We start from the raw sequence: 19,697 nt of genomic DNA, 5'->3' as shown, positions 1-19,697 counted from the left end.
CCGACTCTCGGGCTGGCGATAATCTCAGCCAAGACCTTGATGTACTCGGACGGGCTACCTGGTTGACTCACCCTCTGTTCATCCTTCCTCGTAGTACAGCCATCCCGCGACGCCCTTCCGGGAGGTTGACCCCACCAGCCCGCAGGATGTCAACACAGTAGGTCACGCAGCTATTGTCCATTCCGTCGTACGCTCCGAGGTCCGCATCAATGGTTCTCCTTTGAGCCCCGTAGGCAGCTTCTGCGTTCGGCAGATCGAAGGTGAGACTCCTCGTGTTAGGACCGAGGTCTTCGGGGAACGCGTGCGCACCTGTGGTAGGAAGACCGTTGTACTGGCCCGGCCTGGAAGGAATTCCATTAATTACCTGCTCGGTAATCTGCGATCGACCATCGGCCATATCGATTCGAATTATGGCGTGTCCGGTAGACCCCATATCGGGGTCATACGAAACGGTGGCAGTACCACCACAGTTATGGACGAGTACCGGGGTGGCCCCAGCCAGCACATAGTACGTGTGGAGTTGTGCGACGGTGAGGTTATGGGTGGTGACGGCGTACTGGTAGTTGCGGACCGCCGTGACGGTGAGCGAAGCACCTTCCGGCTGGCGGAGATGTTCGCCGGCGTGGAGTTCACCGGCGTCGACCCACTGGTGGCGGGTCTGGCTCCAGTAGGGGTGGTGGTGGGTGGAGGTGATCTTGGCCGGGGGGCCGCGGGGGTTGGCGTCGTCGGTGAGGGTGAGGTCGGTGAAGTCCTTGTCGTCGGGGGTGGTGATGGTGGTCGTGACGGTTTCGGGGCGGGTCTGGCCGGTCTGGGGGTCGGTGGCCAGGACCGTGTCGCCGTCGTGGATGTCCTGGATGGCCTTGGTGGTGCCGTCGGCCATCATGACCCGCGTGCCCGTGGGGAAGCTGTCGCACTTGGTGGGCGCTTCCTTGCCTTCGCCCGCGCCCCTGGCTTCGGCGTCGGCTTCACCTCTGGCGGCCTTTGACTCGGTGCCTGCCGCGTCGGTGGCTGTCTCCTTGGCGGCTTTCTCTTTGGCCGCCTTGGCCGCCGCCTTTTCTGCGGCGCGGGCTTCGTCGCCGGCCTTCTTCGCCTTGGCATAGGCCCTGGCCGCTTCGGCTGCTGTGCGTTCGGCGGCCCGGATGGCGTCGTAGGTCTTGTTGATCTCTTTGTAGATCTTGAATGCCTTGATGCCGACCTTGATGGCTTTGAAGAGCTTGCCCCAGGGCACCGAGCCGAGCGCGGTGTTGAGGCAGGCCATGACGTCGCCCTTGGTGAAGCAGTCGCGGGCGTCGTTGTAGCCGATGAGGTCACCGACGATGTGGATGACCTTCTTCATCAGGTCGTCGCGCTTCGTCTTGCCCTGGGTGACGGTGGTGTTGGCCTCGTCCAGCGCGGTTCCGGTGCTGATCTCTTCGTCGCTCTCACCGGCCTTCTTCTTCTCCTGCTCCGCGCGGTACTGGCCGAGGCCAATGCATTCTTCCGTCGTGTCGCATTTCACCTCCAGGCCGTTGGCGTCAGCCTTGTTGACCGGGCTGTTGTTGGCGTAGGCGTAGGCGTTCCACTGCTGTGGGTCGCCGCCGTCCACGACGGGGTCGGGGCTGATGAACCGCGCGGTTTTCGGGTCGTACTCGCGTGCCCCGAGCAGCGTGAAGCCGGTCGCCTTCTCCTTGGTGCCGCCGACGAAGCCCTTGTCGCCCGCCCAACTGCCCTCTGCCGGCTGGGTGCCGCGGTCGTTGCCGAAGGGATCGGCGGGGCGGCGGACCTGGGACAGGTCATAGGAGTTGAACTGGATGCCGTTGGTGCCGTGCGGGTCCGATCCCTGGTAGGCCAGGGTGGACTTGCCGCCTGTGGTGGTGCGGGTGATCGACAGGCCGCCGGGGGCTGCATAGGTGCGGACGTTGGTGACGGTGCCGCCGGCGGTGTCGAGAGTGAGCTGGTCGGCGCCGAGGTTGAGGGTGGTCTTGCCGGGGTCGCGGCGGATGAGCTGGTTGCCCTGGGTGTCGTACAGGTAGCTCGTGCCCGCGCTCTGGCTGGTGCCGGTGATCTTGTCGAGTTTGCCCTGGCCGTCCCAGGTCAGCGTCTTGGTGCCGGGTGTGCCGGTGATGGATGCGGTGTTGCCGGCCGCGTCGTACGTGTATGAGGTGGCCGTGGTGCCGGAGGGGCCGGTCTCCGTGGAGGCCATCAAGGCGTGCGGGCCGCCCGTGCCGCCGCCCGTCTTCGGGTCGGAGGAGGGGGTGTTCGGGCCGGTGCCGAAGGCCTGAGTGACCGTCACATCCTGGGCCGTCGCGCCGGTGACGTCCTTCTTGACGAGCTTGGTCCGGTTGCCGAGCTTGTCGAAGGTGTACTGCTGCCAGTACGGGGCGGGGCCTCCGACGCTCGGCTTGCCCGCGCCGTCGATCGCCGGACCGCTGCTGTTGGCGCAGGAGCCGATGCCGCGGACGCTGGGCTGGGGGGCGGTGGTCTGGGTGCCGGTGTCGGTCCAGGCCTGGGTGAGCCGGCCGAGGTAGTCGTGGGTGAAGCACTGCTGGTCGACGGCCTTGCCGTCCTGGGTGTCGCGGACGGAGGTGACCTGGCCCAGCGGGTTGTAGGTGTACTCGTTGACGTCGACGCTCGCGGTCGGCGCGTTCTGCTTGTCGAGGATCGAGCGGATCACACGGCCGGTCGAGTTGTCGTAGTCCAGGGTGGACACGATCTGGGCACCGGTGTCACCGACAGTGGTGCGAATGGTGCGGCCGTAGGGGTCGTAGCGCAGATCCGCCACGTACGGGACGTTGGTGAATCCGATGGTGCTGTCGAGCGAGGTCTGGTTGCCCATCACGTCGGTGCCGAAGGTCAGCGTCTCGGTGCCCAGGCCGACGCCCGGGAGGGCGGGCAGCTTGGTCGTCTTCAGGTAGCCGAAGGCGTCATAGGTGTTGGTGCTCGTATAGGTTCCCGCGAGCTTGCCTTCGGAGGCCGGGATGGTGGTCTTGGTGCCGAACGGGCGATAGCCCTTGTCGTAGCCGGTGACCTCCGATGTGTACGCGCTGCCGGAGGCGCCGCCGACGAAGCGGGTGGCGGCAGCGGGCTTGCCGAGGGCCAGCGTGTCGTAGGTGAACTTGCCGACCTGCTTGGCCGGGTCGATTGAGGTGCCCTCATACGTCGCGGTGGTGCGGCCCAAGAGGTCGACCACGGTGGTGGCGCTCTTGCCTCGCGCGTCCGTCGCGGTGACCAGGTTCTTGGTGTCGTCGTAGACGGTGCTCGCGGCGCCCGAGTCCGGGTCGGTGGAGCTGACCATGCGGCCGAGCAGGTCGTAGGCGAAGGTCCACTGGTTGCCCGCGGAGTCCTTGCGCCACAGCTCCTTGCCCTGGGCGTTGTGGCCGTAGGTGGTCTCGTCGTACGGGCCGGTCGGGGTGTTGCTCTGGTACTGGCGCAGCGCCACCGTCTGGCCGAGGCCGTCGGTGATGGTGGAGCTGGCGTAGCCACCGGCGGGCGGGGTAGTGCGGACCTCGTCGGCGCCGGGGTAGTCGGTCTTCGTACGCCACTGCTCGATGCCGTACGACTGGAAGACCGAGGCCGTGGTGCGGCCCATGCCGTCGTAGACCTGCACGGTCTGCGCGGGGATCTTGCTGTCCGGGTTGACTCCGCCGTTGGGCAGGAACAGCGCCCCGGAGGGGGCGGCTTCGTCGTTGTAGTACGCCGCGCTGGTCTTGGTCTGCCAGCCGTGCGAGTCGAAGAGGGCATCCGTGATCGTCCGGCCGAACACGCCCGAGGGGGTGGTGGCCTGGGTCTGCCGGATCCGGCCGAGGCCGTCGTAGATGGTGAAGGACGAGGTGTAGTTGCCGTCCTGCATGCGGGCTTGGCTGAGCACGGTGGACGGGGCGTTGGTGCCGTTCATCGCGTAGGAGAACTTGCGGTCGGCGGGTGCGCCGGTCGAGCGGTCGCTGTCGGGCTGCCAGGCGGCGACGACGCGGCCGAGGGCGTCGTAGTCCTGCTCGCTGACGCGGCTGTTCTCGTCGGTGGCCTTCAGCGGCAGCGAGCGGCCGGTGTCGAGGGTGGTGACGGTCTTCCAGCCGAGCGGATTGGTGTGGGTGACCTGACTGGGCAGGGCACCGGTGGACGGGCTGAACTCGGTCTTGGTGACCGCGCCGTCCGGGTGGGTGGCGTCGGTGCGGGTGGGGTCGGTGGTGCTGGTGACGCGGCCGTAGGCGTCGAAGGTGGTGGCGGCGTTCTTGCGGTACACCGGGCTGCCGTCGGCGGCGTAGCGCTCCAGGACCTCGGTGGAGGTCTGCTCCCCGGTGGCATTGGCCTTGCCGAGAGGCAGGTTGTCGAAGTAGACGCGGGTGTCGGCAACCGTGTTCGAGGAGGTGGCCGCCTGGTCGCAGGCACCGGAGAGGATCCGGGTGCGCGCGGCGAGAGGCCTGGGCGTGAAGTCGAGGCCCATGGCGTAGGTGAAGCTGGTGCACAGCCGCTTCTCGGGGTGGTCGACGTCGCTGTTGTCGTCGATCTGGACCGGGCGTGCGGCGAGCGAGCTGTCGTAGGTGGACGTGCGCTCGGATGTGCGCCAGCTGCCGTCGGCCAGCTTGGAGTGGGTGGTGACCTTGGCGGTGTTGACGGCGCGGGCGGTGATGTCCGGCATTCCGCCGGACTGGGCGCGGGTCGCGGTGACAGGACCCTGCCAGGGAGTGCTGACCTCGTCACCGATCACACTGCCGCCGTCGCGGTCGTACGTCAGGCTCTGGCGGACGAAGCCGGAAAGGACGTTGTCGTCGGTGAGGCTCTGGACCTTGGTGCTTCCGTCCAGGGCACCGGTGTCGACGGTGACACTGCGCTTGGAGCCGTCGGCGAGGACGTCGCCGTCCATGCCGCGGAAGTAGGTGGAGACGGTCTTGGTGCGCGGGGCTTCGGTCAGGTTGCCGGAGCCGGTGCGGGTGGTGACGGTGGCGTAGCCGCGGAACTGGTCCCAGGTGCGGGTCTTGGACTGCGTCAGCTCGGAGTCGTTGCGGTGCCAGGCGATGCCGCCGCCGTACTCGTAGTCGGTGACCTTGGTGGGGGCGGTGGCGAACGTGTCCTGTTCGGTGACGCTCTGGACGACGGTCTTGTTGAACCAGTCGCTCACGGGGTCGGGGTAGGACTGGCCGGGCAAGTACCACTTGACCGGCATGCAGGCCATCGTGTTGTGGTCCTCGGAGGACGGCATCGTGTGGTTGAGCCGGGAGCACTCCGCGGGCCGGTAGACGACATTGATCTTGCCGCCAGTTTCGGTGGTGATCGTCTGGATGCGCGGGCGGTTGAAGAGGGACGCCGTGGCCTCGGTGCCGTCGGGGCGTACGACGTTGCCGTCGACCCGGTTGGCGATCTGCAGCGGCTGGAAGGAGACCGCGGGCAGGGTGATGGGGGTGGTCTTGCCGTTGGAGCCGGTGCGCTGGACGGAGTCCAGCCACAGCGACGGGGAACTGCCGTCGCCCGGGTCCTGGAAGGACTGGTTGAGGGCGAAGGAGTCGACGCCGCGGTAGGTGGTGCCATCAAGGACCTCGGTGTCGATCCGCTTGAGGCGCTTGGTGGTCCAGAACGTGGGCGACAGGTTCAGACACTGACCACTGCCGGCGCAGTTCTGGTCGAGCGGAGTGTCGGGCCAGTACTTGGCGTTGTCCTTGGTGCGCTGGGACTCGGCGCAGGTGATCGTGTCCTTGGCGAAGCAGCGCTCATCGGGACGGAACCACACCTGGGCGGCGGGGTTGGCCTTGCCCTTGGCCGCGATCTGGTCCGGCAGGCGCTGGCCGTAGCCGATCCAGGTCGGGTAGCTGGCGCGCTGGTACTTGGTGAGGGTGCCGTTGCCGTTGTTCTGGCCGCCGCCGCGCGCGTAGTAGTTGTCCTCCTGCGCGTAGCGGTAGTTGATCAGGTTCTGGTGCGGGTCGACGACATAGTCGAGGTTCCATTGCCAGCCCATCTGCGACCAGGTGCCCTTGTCGGCGGAGCCGGTGCCGAGGCACTTGTCCGCGTCGCCGGGCCAGTAGACGGGCACGGTGGAGACGGAGCCCGCGGCGGTGTCGCTGCCGTCACCGCCGGGCAGGTGGTTGGCGCCGAAGTAGAACTGGGTGCCGTCGGTGGTGGTGACCTTCCAGCCCTCGCCCTTCCAGGCGCCGTTGTCCAGGCCGGTCAGCCGCTCGACCTTGGTGCCGTCCTCGCCCTGCAGGTGCCACACACAGGAGGTGTCGTCGCGCACCAGCTGGCCGGCATGCCCGGCGAGCGAGAGGTTCAGCAGGTCGCCGCCCCAGCACTCGTCTCCGGAGCCCTTGACTCCCGCGTCGTCGCAGCTCTTGTACGTACGGGAGATCGAGCCCGGGTGGTATCCCCAGCCGTCGCCGATCCAGCTGGCCTGGGCGTTGGTGGAGGCGGTCTTGCCGTCCACGGACGAGGAGTCGTAGCCCAGCGAAAGGCTGGGGGCGGGGCCGGCGAGGGCGGAGGGGACCTCCACGGTGTAGCCGTAGGTGAAGTTGCCCGCGTTGGCGCCCGCCTGCCAGGAAGCCGAGGGGCTGAGCGGAGAGGCCTTGAAGTCGCCGCTGGATCCCACCGGGCCGGGCTCCACTGCCAGCACCACGCTCTGCGCGGCGAGGTTCTGCGGGGCGGCGACAGAGCTGGACAGCGGTGACTTGGCGGTCTCACGCGCCATGCCCCACGGCATCGCGACCTCGGCCACCAGTCGGCCGGAAGAATCCGTGTGCGCGGCGACCGGGGTGCGCTGCATACAGCCCGCGGCCTTGGGCGTGGTCAGCGCGCAGCCGGGAAGCTGGACGACACGGGCGCGGTCGGCCCAGTTGGCGCCGGCGGTCTTGGTCCATGCGGAGACGTCCAGGCCGACCTGGACCTTCCCGGGGGCCGCGCCGGATCCGGTGTCGGTCAGCGATACGAGCGCGCCGTTGACACCCACCCTGCGGGCCTTGGCCGTGTCCGCTACCTCGACGCGCAGGGCGGAGTCACTGCCCTGCGGAGAAGCGGCAGAAGAACTCCTGGCCGCGCGATCCGGGCTCTGTCCCGGAGCAATCCAGACCGGCAATTTGCCGGCCTGCGCGAGCGCTGGGGCCTTGCCCGCACTCCGCGACACGGCCTTGCCGGACAGGGAGTTGGCCACGACGGCTGTCGCCGTACCCGACGGGGTGTCACTTGCGGCAGGTGGCGACCATCTCTTACCAGTGTGCGTCTTGGCAGTGGACGACTTGAGGTTTGAGCCCTTGACCGGCCTGGTGTCGGGCAGCGGGGTGTTCGGCGGCGTCCAGACCTTCGGGGGCGCCTCCTTCGCCTCGACAGCGGGGAGGCCGAGCCCGGCGAACAGCACCGACAGAGCGGCGACCACGGCAATCCGCGAACGCCCGGTATTCGAGCGCGTGAAAAGCCCACCCCGACGAGACAACTGGTTCCCCCCACAGGACACAGAAGAAAGAAAAACATGCAGAAACGCGAAAACACCCGGTGGATCACAGCCGGGGTAAGCGGCACCTTATGGAGCATCAGTTCGATACGTACAGAGGAATTTAATATTCCGATCACGTGGCCAATGTCACGCCTGGGGGCACTGTGTCAGCTCATGGGGCACAAGGGGCATTCCGCAAATCGGCACCATTGACAGGCAGAACGCTGTGAAGGAACTGTGCGCCTGACCTCTGCTCACTCACAGACCACAGCGAGGACCTCCACCTTGAGGCCATCACTTCTCCATCCACGGATACCGAGGCCGGGGGCCTCACCTCAGCGGCGGGCCATCCGCGCGCCGCTGGGACCGATTGCCGGTGCCGTCGTGCTCTCGCTGGGCATCGGCGTCCTCGCCGCGCCTGTGGCGGTCGCCGACGGCGGCCCAGAACACGGCCCGGCCGACTCCACCTGGCCGACCCCGCCCGCCAAGGAGTCCACCGGTGACGAGAAGGCCCTCGACGCGGCACGCGCGGAGGCCAAGAGCACCGGGAAGCCCGTGGTCATCGGGTTCATGACGTCGGAGAACTCGCGAACGGTCGCCAACCCCGACGGCACGCTCAGCACCGACACCTCGTCCAGCCCCTTGCGCGTCAAGTCCGCCGACGGCACATGGCAGGACATCGACGCGACACTGCGTGCGAACACGGACGGCACCGTCTCCCCGGCCACCGTGCCCTCGCAGCTGGTGTTCTCAGGTGGCGGAGACGGGCCGATGGCCACCATGACCACAGGCGACGGCAAAAAGCTCGCCATCAAGGCACCGTTCACACTGCCCAAGCCGACCCTCGACGGTGACAGCGCCCTCTACAAGGCCGTACTGCCCGATGTCGACCTGGAGTTGACCGCGACCCCGTTGGGCGGCTGGCGGCAGGTGCTGATCGTGCACACCGCGCAGGCCGCTGCCAACCCCGCAGTCAAGAAGGTCCATCTCGACGTGGTGGCCGACGGGTTGGCGGTGAGCGCCGACGCGGCAGGTAACCTCAAGGCTGCCGACGCCCAGAACCGGGCCCGCTTCTCCGCGCCCAGTCCCGTCATGTGGGACTCGACCACAGCCACCACGCAGGCAGCCGCGCCCAAGTCTCTCGCCCGCCGCGCCGCGCAGGCCACATCCGCCGACGCTCAGACAGTTGGCTCCTCTGCGGACGGCCCCGGCGCGGGCGCCACTGTCGCCAAGGTCACCGCTACCGCCGACACGACGGGTATCGACCTCGTTCCCGATGCCACGCTGCTGGGCAAGGGCACCGGGCCATGGTTCATCGACCCGGGCTGGAACCCGTCGGCCGACAACACCCTGCAAGCCTGGGCCCAGGTGCAGGAGGCGTATCCGTATACGAACGAGTACAGGGGCACCCAGTACGGCCAGGACACGCCGGCCACGGGCTACTGCGGCTACGTCGACACCGAGCACCCGTGCGACCCCGAGGGTCGAACCCGTGCCTACTTCCAGGTCGGCATCGACTCCAAGTTCTACGGAGCCACCGTCCTCGACGCACGTCTGTACGCCACGGTCATCGCCTCCTCCAGCCCGTCCACCAGCACCCCTATGGGCTTGTACGAGACCAGCACGATCAGCGATCCGACCAGTTGGAAGCAGCAGCCATGCGGGACCGATACCGATTCGGTCATGAGTGGCTGTTCCAAGATCGGTTCGAGTCTCTCGATCTCGGGCACCGGCAGCATCGCGTACAACGTGACCTCGACGATGAAGCGGGCCGCAGCCAACCGCTGGCCCAACTTCTCCTTCGGTCTCGCCCCCGACGACGAGAACAACAAGTACTACCGGCAGCGCTTCACATCGAAGGGCTCCGATGCCCCGCACGTCGTTGTCACCTATGACATCACCCCGACCATCGGCAACCTCCGCACCAGCCCGACCCCGGGTTTCGCGGGCACAGGCTCGTACGACACCTGCACCCCCGCGGGGGCACCCGGCTGGATAGGGGCCACCAGTACGGCGCTGACAGCGAGCACCAACTCGCGCACCAACGAGCAGCTGAACACGACGTTCAAGCTGTGGGACAACGACAACGGCGACAAGGGCCCCACCTTCACCACGGGCTGGAACTCCGGCGGCGACGTCACCGTCAACTCCGGCAGCCTCATCGACGGCCACCAGTACGGCTGGCAGGCGATCACCACGGACGGCACGCTGTCGAGCGACCCGAGCGGCAGGTGCTACTTCCGCGTCGACCGCACCCCGCCCACCGCAGCCGTCACCTCCAGCGACTTCCCTCCCTCGGGCACCCTCAACGCCCAGCCTCTCAAGGCCGGCCAGGAAGGCACCTTCACCCTCACCGGTACTGACCCCGCGCCCACTGACGGCGGCCGCAGTTCCGGGCTCGCGTGCGCCCGCTGGACCACCGACCCCGTCCAGGCGGCCGCCACCGGCTGGAAGTGCACCGACTCCGCCAAGGGCATCGTCAAGCTCTCCGGCGGCAAGGCCGACATCAAGATCACGCCGCCGCACTGGGGCACGAACTTCGTCTATCTACAAACCCAGGACAACGCGGGCAACATGTCCCAGCCCGCCGTCTACAGCTACTACGCGCCGTCCGACCTGAGCGGCCCCCGCCCCGTCTTCGGCGACGTCACCGGCGATTCCATCCCGGACGTCCTGCTGCCCGACAGCGCCGGCAACCTCCGCCAGATCGGTGGCGGCACCGACCCCAACACAGCGCCCAACGCCCGTATCCAAGCGGCCCCCGGCAACAACGGCTGGAACGGCATCCAGATCACCCACCGGGGCAGCCTCGCCAGCAAGAACGTCGACGACATCCTGGCCCACCAGCCCGGCGCCGCCACGCTCTACGACTACCTCAACGACACCAACGGAGGCCGATTCGACGGCCAGGCGGCCGTTCAGGTCGGCAAGCCCACAGCCTGTGTCGATGCAAGCTCCGCGGACCTGTCCTGCGCGGCCTACGGCTACGGCAGCGACTGGTCCAACGTCACTCAGATCGCGGCGCTCGGCTCACCGACCGGTGACTCCGGCACCACCCAGGGCACCGGCCAGTACGCCCTGCCGCGCACCTCGCTGCTGTTCGTGGAGAACGGACGGCTCTGGCTGGCCCTGCGCGACAGCAGCAACCACCTGGGCCAAGCCGTCCTGCTCTCGGCCAACGACCAGCAGTGGGCCAACTACGACCTGATCGCCCCGGGCCGCGCCAACGGGGACGACTTCCCCACCCTGTGGGCCCGTTCCAAGGGTGACGGCACCATCCGTGCCTTCCCGATCACGGGCACCAAGGACGCCCCCGTCCTCACCGGATTCACCGCCCCCTCCCAGGGCTCGGTCCTGGCGACCATCGACCCCAAGCGCTACCCGCGCGTCGGCTCCGACGGCGACCTCAACGGCGACGGCATCCCGGACCTGTGGGCAGTCGACAGCAATCAGCAGCTCGTCTCCTGGAACGGCACAGGTAACGCCCCCACCAGCGCAACTCCTTTCCCGAAGGTGACCGGCTTCGCCGCCGATGTCGTCCCGCAGGGCAACCTCAACGCGCCCAAGGCCGCCTGGACGCTGACCGGGCAGAGCGGCAACGGAACCGTCACCAGCAGTGTGGGCAACTACCCGGCCACCGCCAACGGCATCATGTGGCCGACGGCCACCATCGATGGCCGCAACAACGACTACGCCGCCTTCCAGAACGCCGGGGCGACGATCACCACCAGCACGCCGGTGATCGACACGACCAAGAGCTTCACCATCACCACCTGGGCGATGGCCGCGGAAGCCGGCGGCGTCGTTCTCAGCCAGGACGGCACCCAGGGCAGTGACTTCATGCTCTTCCCCGAGATGAACGGCAGCTACTGGCGCTTCGCCATCTCCAACACCAAGTACACCAGCTCAAGTTGGTCTTACGACAGCACCTCAGTCATCAATGAGCAGGCCCGCATCAAGCCGAGCGTGTGGACCAGGCTCACCGCCGTCTATGACGCCACGAGCGGCCGGATGAGCCTGTACTCCGACGGCATCCTCATCGGCTCCGGCCGCCACGACGCCGCAGCCAGCCCGACTCCCACAGGCCCTCTCGCCCTCGGTCGCTACCAAACGGGCGGCAAGCCCGACCCTGCGGGCAAGGGCCTGCACGGCGGTGTCAGCAACCTCGCGCTCTACCCGTACGCGGCCTCCGTCACCGCCCCTGGCACCACAGGACCGATCAGCGCTACGACCGGGACGGGAACCTGCATCGACAACAACAACGCACTGACCACCGAGGGCAACAGGATCCAGATCTGGGGCTGCGGTCCGACCGACGCGCAGAAGTTCGAGCTCCGGGACGACGGCAGCCTCCGCGTCCAGGGCAAGTGTGTCCAACCCGCCAACAGCGGCACTGCCAACGGCACTCCACTCCAGTTGATGACCTGCGCGGGAACCGCGAGTCAGCAATGGCAGGAGCTGGCCGACGGAAGCTACTTCCACCCAGCCTCCGGACGCTGCATCGACCGGCCGGACAACTCCTTCACCAACGGCACCCAACTGCAGCTCTGGGGGTGCGCACCGACTCCCGCGCAGCGCTGGACCACCCCGGTCCTCAACGCCGCCGCGCTGCCGACGCCCGCCCCGCTCCCGGACAACGGAAAGACCCCGACGGTCCCCGTGCTGACCACCGTCTACCTCCACAACCTCAACAGCGGAACCTGCCTGGAGATCGCCGACTCCAGCAGCGCCGACGGCGCCCTGGCCCAGCAGTGGGCCTGCGCGGGCCAGCCCGGTTCCCGCTGGGAGTTCCGCCCGACATCGACGCCCAACGTCTACGAGATCCACAACACGAACAGCGGGAAGTGCCTGGAGATCAGCAACTCAAGCCCCGACAACGGCGCTCGTGCTCAGCAGTGGACCTGCGGCGGCATCGCCACCCAGCAGTGGACCATCCAACGCGTCGGCAGCACAGGGCGGCTGAGCATCACCAACACCAACAGCGGCAAGGCCCTGGAGATCGCCGACGCCCGCAAGGACGACGGCGCCCCCGCCCAGCAATGGACCCACGCCACCGACCCCGCCTACCCCGCCCAGACGTGGTACCTGTAACCAGCACCGACGACATCTGACCCACCAACGGTGGCCTGCCCCAACAGGGGCAGGCCACCGTTCGCTTCCCGCCCCGCACCCGCGCGCGAACTCCCGGGACCCAGCAGAGACGGGCAGGAACTCCATCTGGGTACGGAACGGCCTTGACCAGTGACGATGAATGGGGAGCGCTACACGGCTCCTCGCGGCGTTCCGTGCAGGGAACGGTCTTGGGGGCGAGCTCTGTCCATGACTCCCTGCCCCCATCGGGGAAGCGCTGCGCGGGTATCTGAACAAGATCGCTGCGCGGTGACGGAACCTGCCTCCACGGAAGATCACGGTAATCGTGCTCCCCGCCCTTCTCCATGAGCAGCAGCTCCTCGGCATAGTCGGAGGCAACAACGTCTCGGCGAGCACGCTGGCCTTGTCGCGGGCGATGATGTCGGCCTGCTGGGCGCCGCAAGATCGGCTGGGGCTACCACACCTACCGCCTGATGTTCTGATCCGGAATCCACCGCAGCCGGGCGCGGTGACCCGGCGGGGCGCATGCGTTCTCGGATGACAAGACGGCCGGTGCATCGTGATCGCCCTGGTGGTGCGGTGGCCCCGGTTCTCCGGCACGAGCAACGGCTCCTGATGATCAAGATGTTTGAAGCCGACGATCGTCAGGAGCCGCTCTCGTGTGCCGGGGTCCACGATCGATACGCTTGCTGATCACCATGTCCACGTCCCGAACAGCGACGCTACGGTGGCGGATCAACTGCCTGAGCCAGCGGTGCTGTTCGATGCCCTGACTGATCCATCTGGGCATCCGGGGCCGCCCGGTCGGGGACAGGCGTGGCGCGTGCGGTGGCCGCGCCGCCCCCGGTACCAGCCCCATCGGTCCGGACTCCAGAGGGTGGGTCCGACAGTCGGGCCGGGCTTCGCTGGTGGCCCATCAAGCCAATCTCCTTGCTGCAGAACGTCATTCGCCTCCATCGCGCTACAGGATCCGAGCGGTCCGAGGAGGCGCGGAGAGCCCGTCCGGCGGTTCCGACGACGGAAGGGCGGCGCGCGGTGGCCTTCAGGAGCCGCTGGGACACGGGCCTTTCGCCCGGCTCATCGCCCGGCTGAGTCGCCGGGGCCCCGGCCAACCGTGCATACGCGGGCCGCTAGCATCCGTTCGTATGGCGATGCGGGGGTGGTGGCGGCCAAGTGCCGTGGTGGTGGCGGTGCTGGCGGCGGTCTGCGCCTCGGGCCCGGAACGTTCCGAGGCTGCCCGCACGGTGTCGGGTCTCGGCCCTCTCCCGGCCGACCGTTACGACTCGACGTCCAAGGACTACGAGCGATCCCAGCGGGCGTCGGCGTTGCTGGTTCGCCAGTGCATGGCCGGTCGCGGCCACCCGGACTACCCGCTGGATCCCCGCTATCCCACCGACCCCATCGTCGCCGCCGCGGTCAGTACCGACTACGGAGTCCTCGACCTCGCCGCCGCCCGCCGCTGGGGATACGGCTGGGACCCCGAGAAATCGCTGATGCCTCGGCCGAAGGGCCGCAGGATGACTGACGCCGAGTATGCGGACCTGCCCGCCTGCAGCGCTGAGACCAACCGGCGGTTGATGCGCGGCATCGACCTGCAAAAGGACTGGCCCTATGCCGGCCAACGAGCCGTCGAGGTCGACAAGGCGGTCAAGCGCGACCCACGCCTGCGCGCGGCCTTCGAGGTGTGGTCCCGCTGTGTGGCAGACCAGGGATTCACCCGCTACCCCGACCCCGTCGCCGCCTACGCGGACGGCGCCTGGCAACGGGCCAGTAACGGAAACACCCTGCAGACACAGCGGGAACGGGCCACCGCGGTCGCCGACGTCACCTGCAAGCGCCGCCACCACACGGCCGAACTCTGGCACGCCGTACGGGCCCGGAACCAGGCCGCGGACATCGCACAACATCGCGACCGCTACGCGGCCGGGCTGCGGGCGCTGCGGACGTACCGGGCCAACATCGCCGCGGTGCTGCGGCAGCTCGGCTAGCGACCCGGCCGTGAGCCGAGGTCCCTGGCAGCGCCGCCGTTACGTGGGGACGGGCTCCCGCGGTGTGCGACAACCGCGTGCGGAGCCAAGGCGGACAGCAAGGCGAGAACGCGGGCGTCGCCGGTGTTCGCGCGGGTCACGCATCCACGCTGCGCTGCGCAGACAGCCGGTCGGCCGACGACGAGCCGGGGCGAACAGCGCCAGGAGTCACGGGGTCGGCATCGTGGTGGGCAGTCCTGTCGCCTTCGCGCGAGGTGCCCGGACGTACTCCTGTCTCTCGCCGCCCGCCCAGCTCACCTCGATCTTGTCCCCGGTGCGTTTGACCGTGCCCGCGGTATACGCGGTCTCTCCGTCCGCGCACGTGAGCTTGAGGACGGTCGCCCCGGCCTCCTCGGCGAAGGGGCCGGTGCAGAAGTGCCTGCCCGTGAGAGTGGTGGTCCGCTGACTCGTGAACAGCAGAGCCCACTCCTTGTTCCCGTCCGCAGGAAGCCACATCCCGGCGAGGTCTTTGCTCGTGCCTGTCGGGGCGCTGCTGGGCTTGTCGGAAGCCTTGTCGGTGTTGTTGCTCGTGCTCTCGTTGCTGCTGCAGGCCGTCAGGGCCACCGCGGCCAAGAGCCCGGCGCTCGCGACGGCCATGGTGCGCCGATTCTGGTGCATGTACTGCTCTTCCCCCTCAATGATGTGATGAACGTGCCAAGTTGTCCCGGCCCGTGGAACCCACGGTGCTGCGTCCCGAACGGTCGGCGCGTCGTGCCTCGTCGGGTCGCCGGGTCAACGCCCCCAATGAGGTAGTGAGTATCACGTCGCTCTGACAACCGCACATTCGTTTGTGCCGGTGTGCGCGAGTGGGGATGGGGCCGGGGCAGGCGGGCTGCACTGGCCCGGCCGGCTTGGTGCTGTGGATGATCTGCGGTGACTCGTTCCGAGCCGGTCGTTGTCAGTGGTCCCGCTTACGGTCTGCCTATGGATGATCAGTGGTTGTCGCGTCGTCGGATGGACGACTTCACCGTCCGGGAGACCGGGCAGAGTTCCCCGGGTGCCAGTGAGGCAGGAGATGTACGGGAGGCGTGGGGTCGGGTGATCGCGTGGCTTGAGCGGCACGATCCCGCAGTGTTCGCTGCCCTCGGCGGTCCGGGGAGTCCGACGGCCATCAGCCGAGCCGAAGTGCGCATGGGTCTGAAGCTGCCGAGGGAGATGCGGCAGTGGCTTCTGGCGAACGACATCGATGCCGGCAGGCAGCCCGATGTCTCATCGTGTCTGGTGGCGCTGGGGTGCGGCGGGGTCATCCCCAGCGGCCCTCTCCTTCTCGGCCTGACGGACATCCAGCGGGTCTACCTCAGCCGGATGGACGCGGAGAAGAGGGAACCGTCCGACCCGGACTGTCCGTTCTGGCGCCGTGAGTGGGTGCCCATCGCCGCGGAGCGCGACGGCTTCTACGGGACGTTTGTGGACACGGTCAACGGAACCATCGGAACGTGGACTGAAGCATCCGGTCCTGAAGAAGGCGCATACGCCTCGCTGTTCGCCTTCTTCCAGGACGCGGCGGACCGGCTGGAAGGAGTCTCCTCGGGAGACTGGAGAAGCCCAGGCAGGCCCGCAAGACTCCGTGAGCTCGATCCCCGTCCGGAGGACGAGCCGATACGCCTGTGGGCCCGCACCAACGGCTATCTCGTCAATGACCGCGGGCGTATCCCCTCAGACATCCGCGAGGCTTACGAAGTGTCACGGAGGTGAGCACGGGAGCCGGCCGTACCGGTCAACGACCCTCGGTTGGCCACAGCCATTCGTATGGGACGTTGTGGCTGAGGGGCGATGTGCCGCGACCTGGCGCACGCCGACCGTGCGCACGGGTTCCGGCGTGCGTCGGGTTAACCCGTGTCAGTTGGCTTCCCCCAGGCAGCTCAGGGCGCGGCGATAGTCGTTGAGGGCGGGTTCGAACTCGTTGGCTGCGACGTGGAAGGTCGTACGGTCCATCAGGGTCTCGGCCAATGCCGAGGTTCCGTCTGCCGTTTGCTGCTGGGACAGCTGGCGGGCCAGGGATACTCCCTCGTCGAACAGAGAGCGCACCTTCTCTGCGAACAGATGGGTGCGGTCCTCCCAGTAGGTGGCACATCGGACAGTGAGAACCCGGTGCAGTCGCACGAGTTCGGCCAGATGTTGCTCGGGGTCTTCGGCGGCCGGCACAGCAAGGTTGTCCACCTCTTCACGCAGGGCGATAAGGCTGTCGGCGTAGCGCTGCTTGACATCGGGTGACCACCGCATAGGTGTTGTTCCCGAAGGCGGCCGGGGCTCACCTGGTGCCGGCCGCTCGCTGTCGGCACCGCAGAGAGGCAGCAGGACCGCCCAGAAGGACGCCTGATAGCTGCCCCACCTGCGCTCGCCGGTGGCGGCCAGCTCGGTCAGCAGGGCGAGCGCCTCCTGCCGTACGGCGGCGGCCTGTTCGCCTCGTCCACAGGTGTCCAGCATCCGTGCGTATCCGATGAGGGAGTAGAGATGGCAGGCCATGGAGCCGCGGTCGTTCGCGGCCTCGAGTGCTTCCATGCTGACGAGGGTGGCGAACGCGGCGAGTGCTTCGTCGAAGCGGCCGGCGTCAGCCAGAGCGGCGATCCAGGCCAGGAGCGACCAGGCGAGTGCTCCACCGCTGGGTCCGCGGGGCAGCATCGCCGCGACCAGCTCGGCCATCGCATCGGCGGATTCGGCATAGCGGCCTTCCTCGGACAGACCCATGGCCCAGTCGTGCAGCCCTTTGACCTCGGGCTCTCGGGACAATGCGGCCTGCGCGCGACCGATGGCGAGCATCTCGGCCCGCATGGCGAGTCCTTCGACGCGCCGGCCCGCGGTGTACAGCTGGCGCTGGCAGGCGTCGAGCGCTCGGTACAGGACATCCTCACGGGCAGGTTCAGCCGGATCGATGGACCGTGCTGCGGCCACCGCCTCTCGCACAGTGCGAGAGAGGCTGGGTGCCGTGTACCGGTGCTGGTGTCGTAAGTCAGCCGTTGCAGGGTGTTGACCAGGCGAGGCAGGTAGGCAGCGGGGCTGACCCGGGCAAGTACCCGGTAGGTGTCGACCTCCTCGCGTGGGGTGCGTCGTCCGGAAGCGAGCAGCACGTTCCGGGCCCACAGAATGTCGTCCTGATCCACTTTCCCCGAGTCATTCACAGCGGAGATTCTGGGGTCCTGGAAGACGACCGAACAACCCTTGCCCCCTGTGCCGTTCGTCCTACGCAGAAGGCCTCTGACCTGTCATGATGGTGGTGCCATGACGCGACCACGGGTCTATCGACCTGACCGTCGTCAGCGCCGGGCCCGGCACCGGGAAGGCCACCCTCACCCACGCACTCGGATGCTCCGCGATCATCCGCAACGAGATCGGCTCCCCCTCCCGCAGCCGGGGGACATCGCCTTCTTCATCTCGATGTCATCCACGAGGTTCCGCGGGCCCGTCATGCCGAAGTTCGCGATGGCGTAGGGCCGGTGTTCAAGGACGGGCTGGCACCGTTGTAGGGGATGTGCTCAGCCGGGAACGGCGGGACGTCGAAATGGATCTCGTGGTGGAAGTAGCGGCTGAAGGTCTCGGCTGCTTCCCGCGGTCGCATGTCGCCGGTCGCCTCGATCGGTACCGCGCGGCGGGGCTTGTCGGTGTAAATGAGAGGGGACACCACCAGCGCTCACCGCCAGGCCTCGGACTGTCCGTCGGCTGTCCGGCGGCACAAGTGCCGGAGTTCGGCCCGGCGTTCGGTTGGCAGCCGCTTGCGGTCTGCTGTGTCCAGGCCGTGCATCGTCATCGCGTCTTTGTCCCGTTCGGCGGACCTCCAGTGGGGTGGGAGTGGTGTGGGCGGGGTGGCCATGTGGGTGGGTATGGCCGTCGTGGCGTGAACGGTGCCCCTGCCTGCGGGCGACGCGGCCTCGTGGGCGAGGATGGAGTGATCGGATCCGCCCCGGGAGGCACTGCCCACACATGAGCCACCATCAGCCGGGCCCCTATGGTCCGCCGCCACCCGCGTTCGGACCGCCCCCGTACGAGGCGGTGGCGCCGCCGGTGCGGACGGGCGTACGCACGAGGACCGTAGTGCTGGCGACGGTGCTCGTGGTGGTGTTCTGCGCGGTGGGCGCCACCGGTTACGTGTTGGGCCGGGGCAAGAGCCGCCCGGCCGCCGCCCCAACGGTTGGAGACAAGCTGACGACGCCCCCGAGCATCATCGGTGGCGCTTTCGTCTACGATCCCCAGGTCGGTGTCCCGATCACCAATAACGAAATCGCGGGGTACGCCGCCGACGGGATCCGCAACCCGCAAGCCACGGGAGCTCACTACTACTCCTCCGCATCCAGGCAGTTGATGGTGTTCAACGGAGCCTGGGGCACGATCGACAACCCCGCACAGGCTGTCGACCGCGCGTTCGCCTGGGGCGCCCGCCAGGCAGCCGCCGACAAAACGCTCGTCATCGTCACCGGCCTCGGCGCTCCCCGCGAGATGTCCCGGAGCGGGCTCGGCGATGCCGTGATGAAGTGCCAGATGTTCAAGGCCGTCCAATCTGCCCATCCGTCGGGCCCCGCCACGACCAACTCAAGCTGCATCTGGGCTGATCACAGCACTCTGGGCATGGTCTCGGTCCGCGACGACACCCGCCCTGACACGGGCCTCACCCTCGACGAGGACGCCGACATGACCGTCAAAGTCCGCAACGACACCCGCGTTCCCGCAGCGTGAACACGAAGTCGCCACTCACCGGTTCACAACGTCAGCGGAACAGGTGCCGATGTACTCGGTGAGGGGAGCGAGTGGGCTGCGCCCTGGCCTTTGTTCCGCGCGGGGTCACTGGGAGAAGTACGCCTTGATGCTGACCGCTGGTCCGTTGGAGTAGCGGTCGACGGCGGTGGCGGCATCACTGGGCACGGTCAGGTCGGTGTGTCCGTCTGCGGGGACTTCGGTGAGATCACCGGTGGGGGTGAGCGAGGTGACCTGTTGGCTCTGGCCTTCGGGTGGCTTGTCGTAGACGAGGTAGGAGACCCGGACGTGGACGGGGTAGTGGTTGGGGTTGGTGAGGCGGACCGCGGAGAACCTGCGGAACCGGCTGACCGGGTTGCCCGCGCTGCCCAGCGCCTGCGTGGTGACGTCTTCCGTGCCCGCCGGCAGCCGGGCTGGGGTCAGGGCCGTGACCGTGACCCGGACATCAGCCACATCGTGCTCGCCGGGGCCGGAGAACCTCCCGCTCCCGTATTCGCGCCCGAAAC

The 19,697-nt window shown here is 68.0% G+C and carries 8 protein-coding genes; 4 read left to right on the top strand and 4 right to left on the bottom strand.

What is annotated here, in order from left to right:
• Positions 1–67 precede the first annotated feature (67 nt).
• A complete protein-coding gene (locus tag BG418_RS40845) occupies positions 68–7,330 on the bottom strand; it encodes a polymorphic toxin-type HINT domain-containing protein (protein ID WP_188273946.1) in 7,263 nt (2,420 codons plus the stop codon).
• A 441-nt stretch (positions 7,331–7,771) separates the two neighbouring features.
• Between BG418_RS40845 and BG418_RS12860 the strand changes: the two genes are divergently transcribed.
• Together BG418_RS12860 and BG418_RS12855 are read left to right on the top strand one after the other, a co-directional pair.
• Positions 7,772–12,478, top strand: coding sequence for an RICIN domain-containing protein (locus BG418_RS12860; protein WP_188273945.1), 4,707 nt, complete (start codon positions 7,772–7,774; stop codon positions 12,476–12,478).
• A 1,145-nt stretch (positions 12,479–13,623) separates the two neighbouring features.
• Positions 13,624–14,466, top strand: a complete 843-nt coding sequence (locus tag BG418_RS12855; protein WP_223184757.1) for a hypothetical protein — start codon at positions 13,624–13,626, stop codon at positions 14,464–14,466.
• 207 nt (positions 14,467–14,673) lie between these two features.
• Here BG418_RS12855 and BG418_RS12850 read toward each other — a convergent pair whose 3' ends face one another.
• A complete protein-coding gene (locus tag BG418_RS12850) occupies positions 14,674–15,123 on the bottom strand; it encodes a hypothetical protein (RefSeq protein ID WP_188273944.1) in 450 nt (149 codons plus the stop codon).
• Positions 15,124–15,459: 336 nt separating this feature from the next.
• Between BG418_RS12850 and BG418_RS12845 the strand changes: the two genes are divergently transcribed.
• On the top strand, positions 15,460–16,200 hold the full coding sequence (locus tag BG418_RS12845) for a histone-like nucleoid-structuring protein Lsr2 (protein WP_188273943.1): 741 nt from the start codon (positions 15,460–15,462) through the stop codon (positions 16,198–16,200).
• Positions 16,201–16,344: 144 nt separating this feature from the next.
• Here the strand turns inward: BG418_RS12845 and BG418_RS12840 are convergent, their stop codons facing one another.
• Positions 16,345–17,397, bottom strand: a complete 1,053-nt coding sequence (locus tag BG418_RS12840) for a hypothetical protein (RefSeq protein WP_223184756.1) — start codon at positions 17,395–17,397, stop codon at positions 16,345–16,347.
• 1,137 nt (positions 17,398–18,534) lie between these two features.
• Here BG418_RS12840 and BG418_RS12835 point away from each other — a divergent pair.
• Entirely contained in the window at positions 18,535–19,173 is a 639-nt protein-coding gene (locus BG418_RS12835) for a hypothetical protein (protein ID WP_188273942.1), read from the top strand.
• Between the two features lie 105 nt (positions 19,174–19,278).
• On the opposite strand, the gene BG418_RS12830 is transcribed toward BG418_RS12835, so the two are convergent.
• The gene (locus BG418_RS12830) at positions 19,279–19,644 is read right to left on the bottom strand and encodes a hypothetical protein (RefSeq protein ID WP_188273941.1); all 366 of its coding nucleotides are present in this window, start codon (positions 19,642–19,644) and stop codon (positions 19,279–19,281) included.
• Positions 19,645–19,697: the final 53 nt, after the last annotated feature.

Source organism: Streptomyces sp. CBMA152 (assembly GCF_014596475.1).
Lineage (GTDB): Bacteria > Actinomycetota > Actinomycetes > Streptomycetales > Streptomycetaceae > Streptomyces.
This window is presented reverse-complemented; position numbering and strand designations above follow the sequence as displayed.

Coding starts and splice junctions, on each gene's coding strand:
- BG418_RS12855 (WP_223184757.1), top strand. CDS start 13,624: ATGGCGATGCGGGGGTGGTGGCGGCCAAGTGCCGTGGTGGTGGCGGTG.
- BG418_RS12850 (WP_188273944.1), bottom strand. CDS start 15,123: ATGCACCAGAATCGGCGCACCATGGCCGTCGCGAGCGCCGGGCTCTTG.
- BG418_RS12845 (WP_188273943.1), top strand. CDS start 15,460: ATGGACGACTTCACCGTCCGGGAGACCGGGCAGAGTTCCCCGGGTGCC.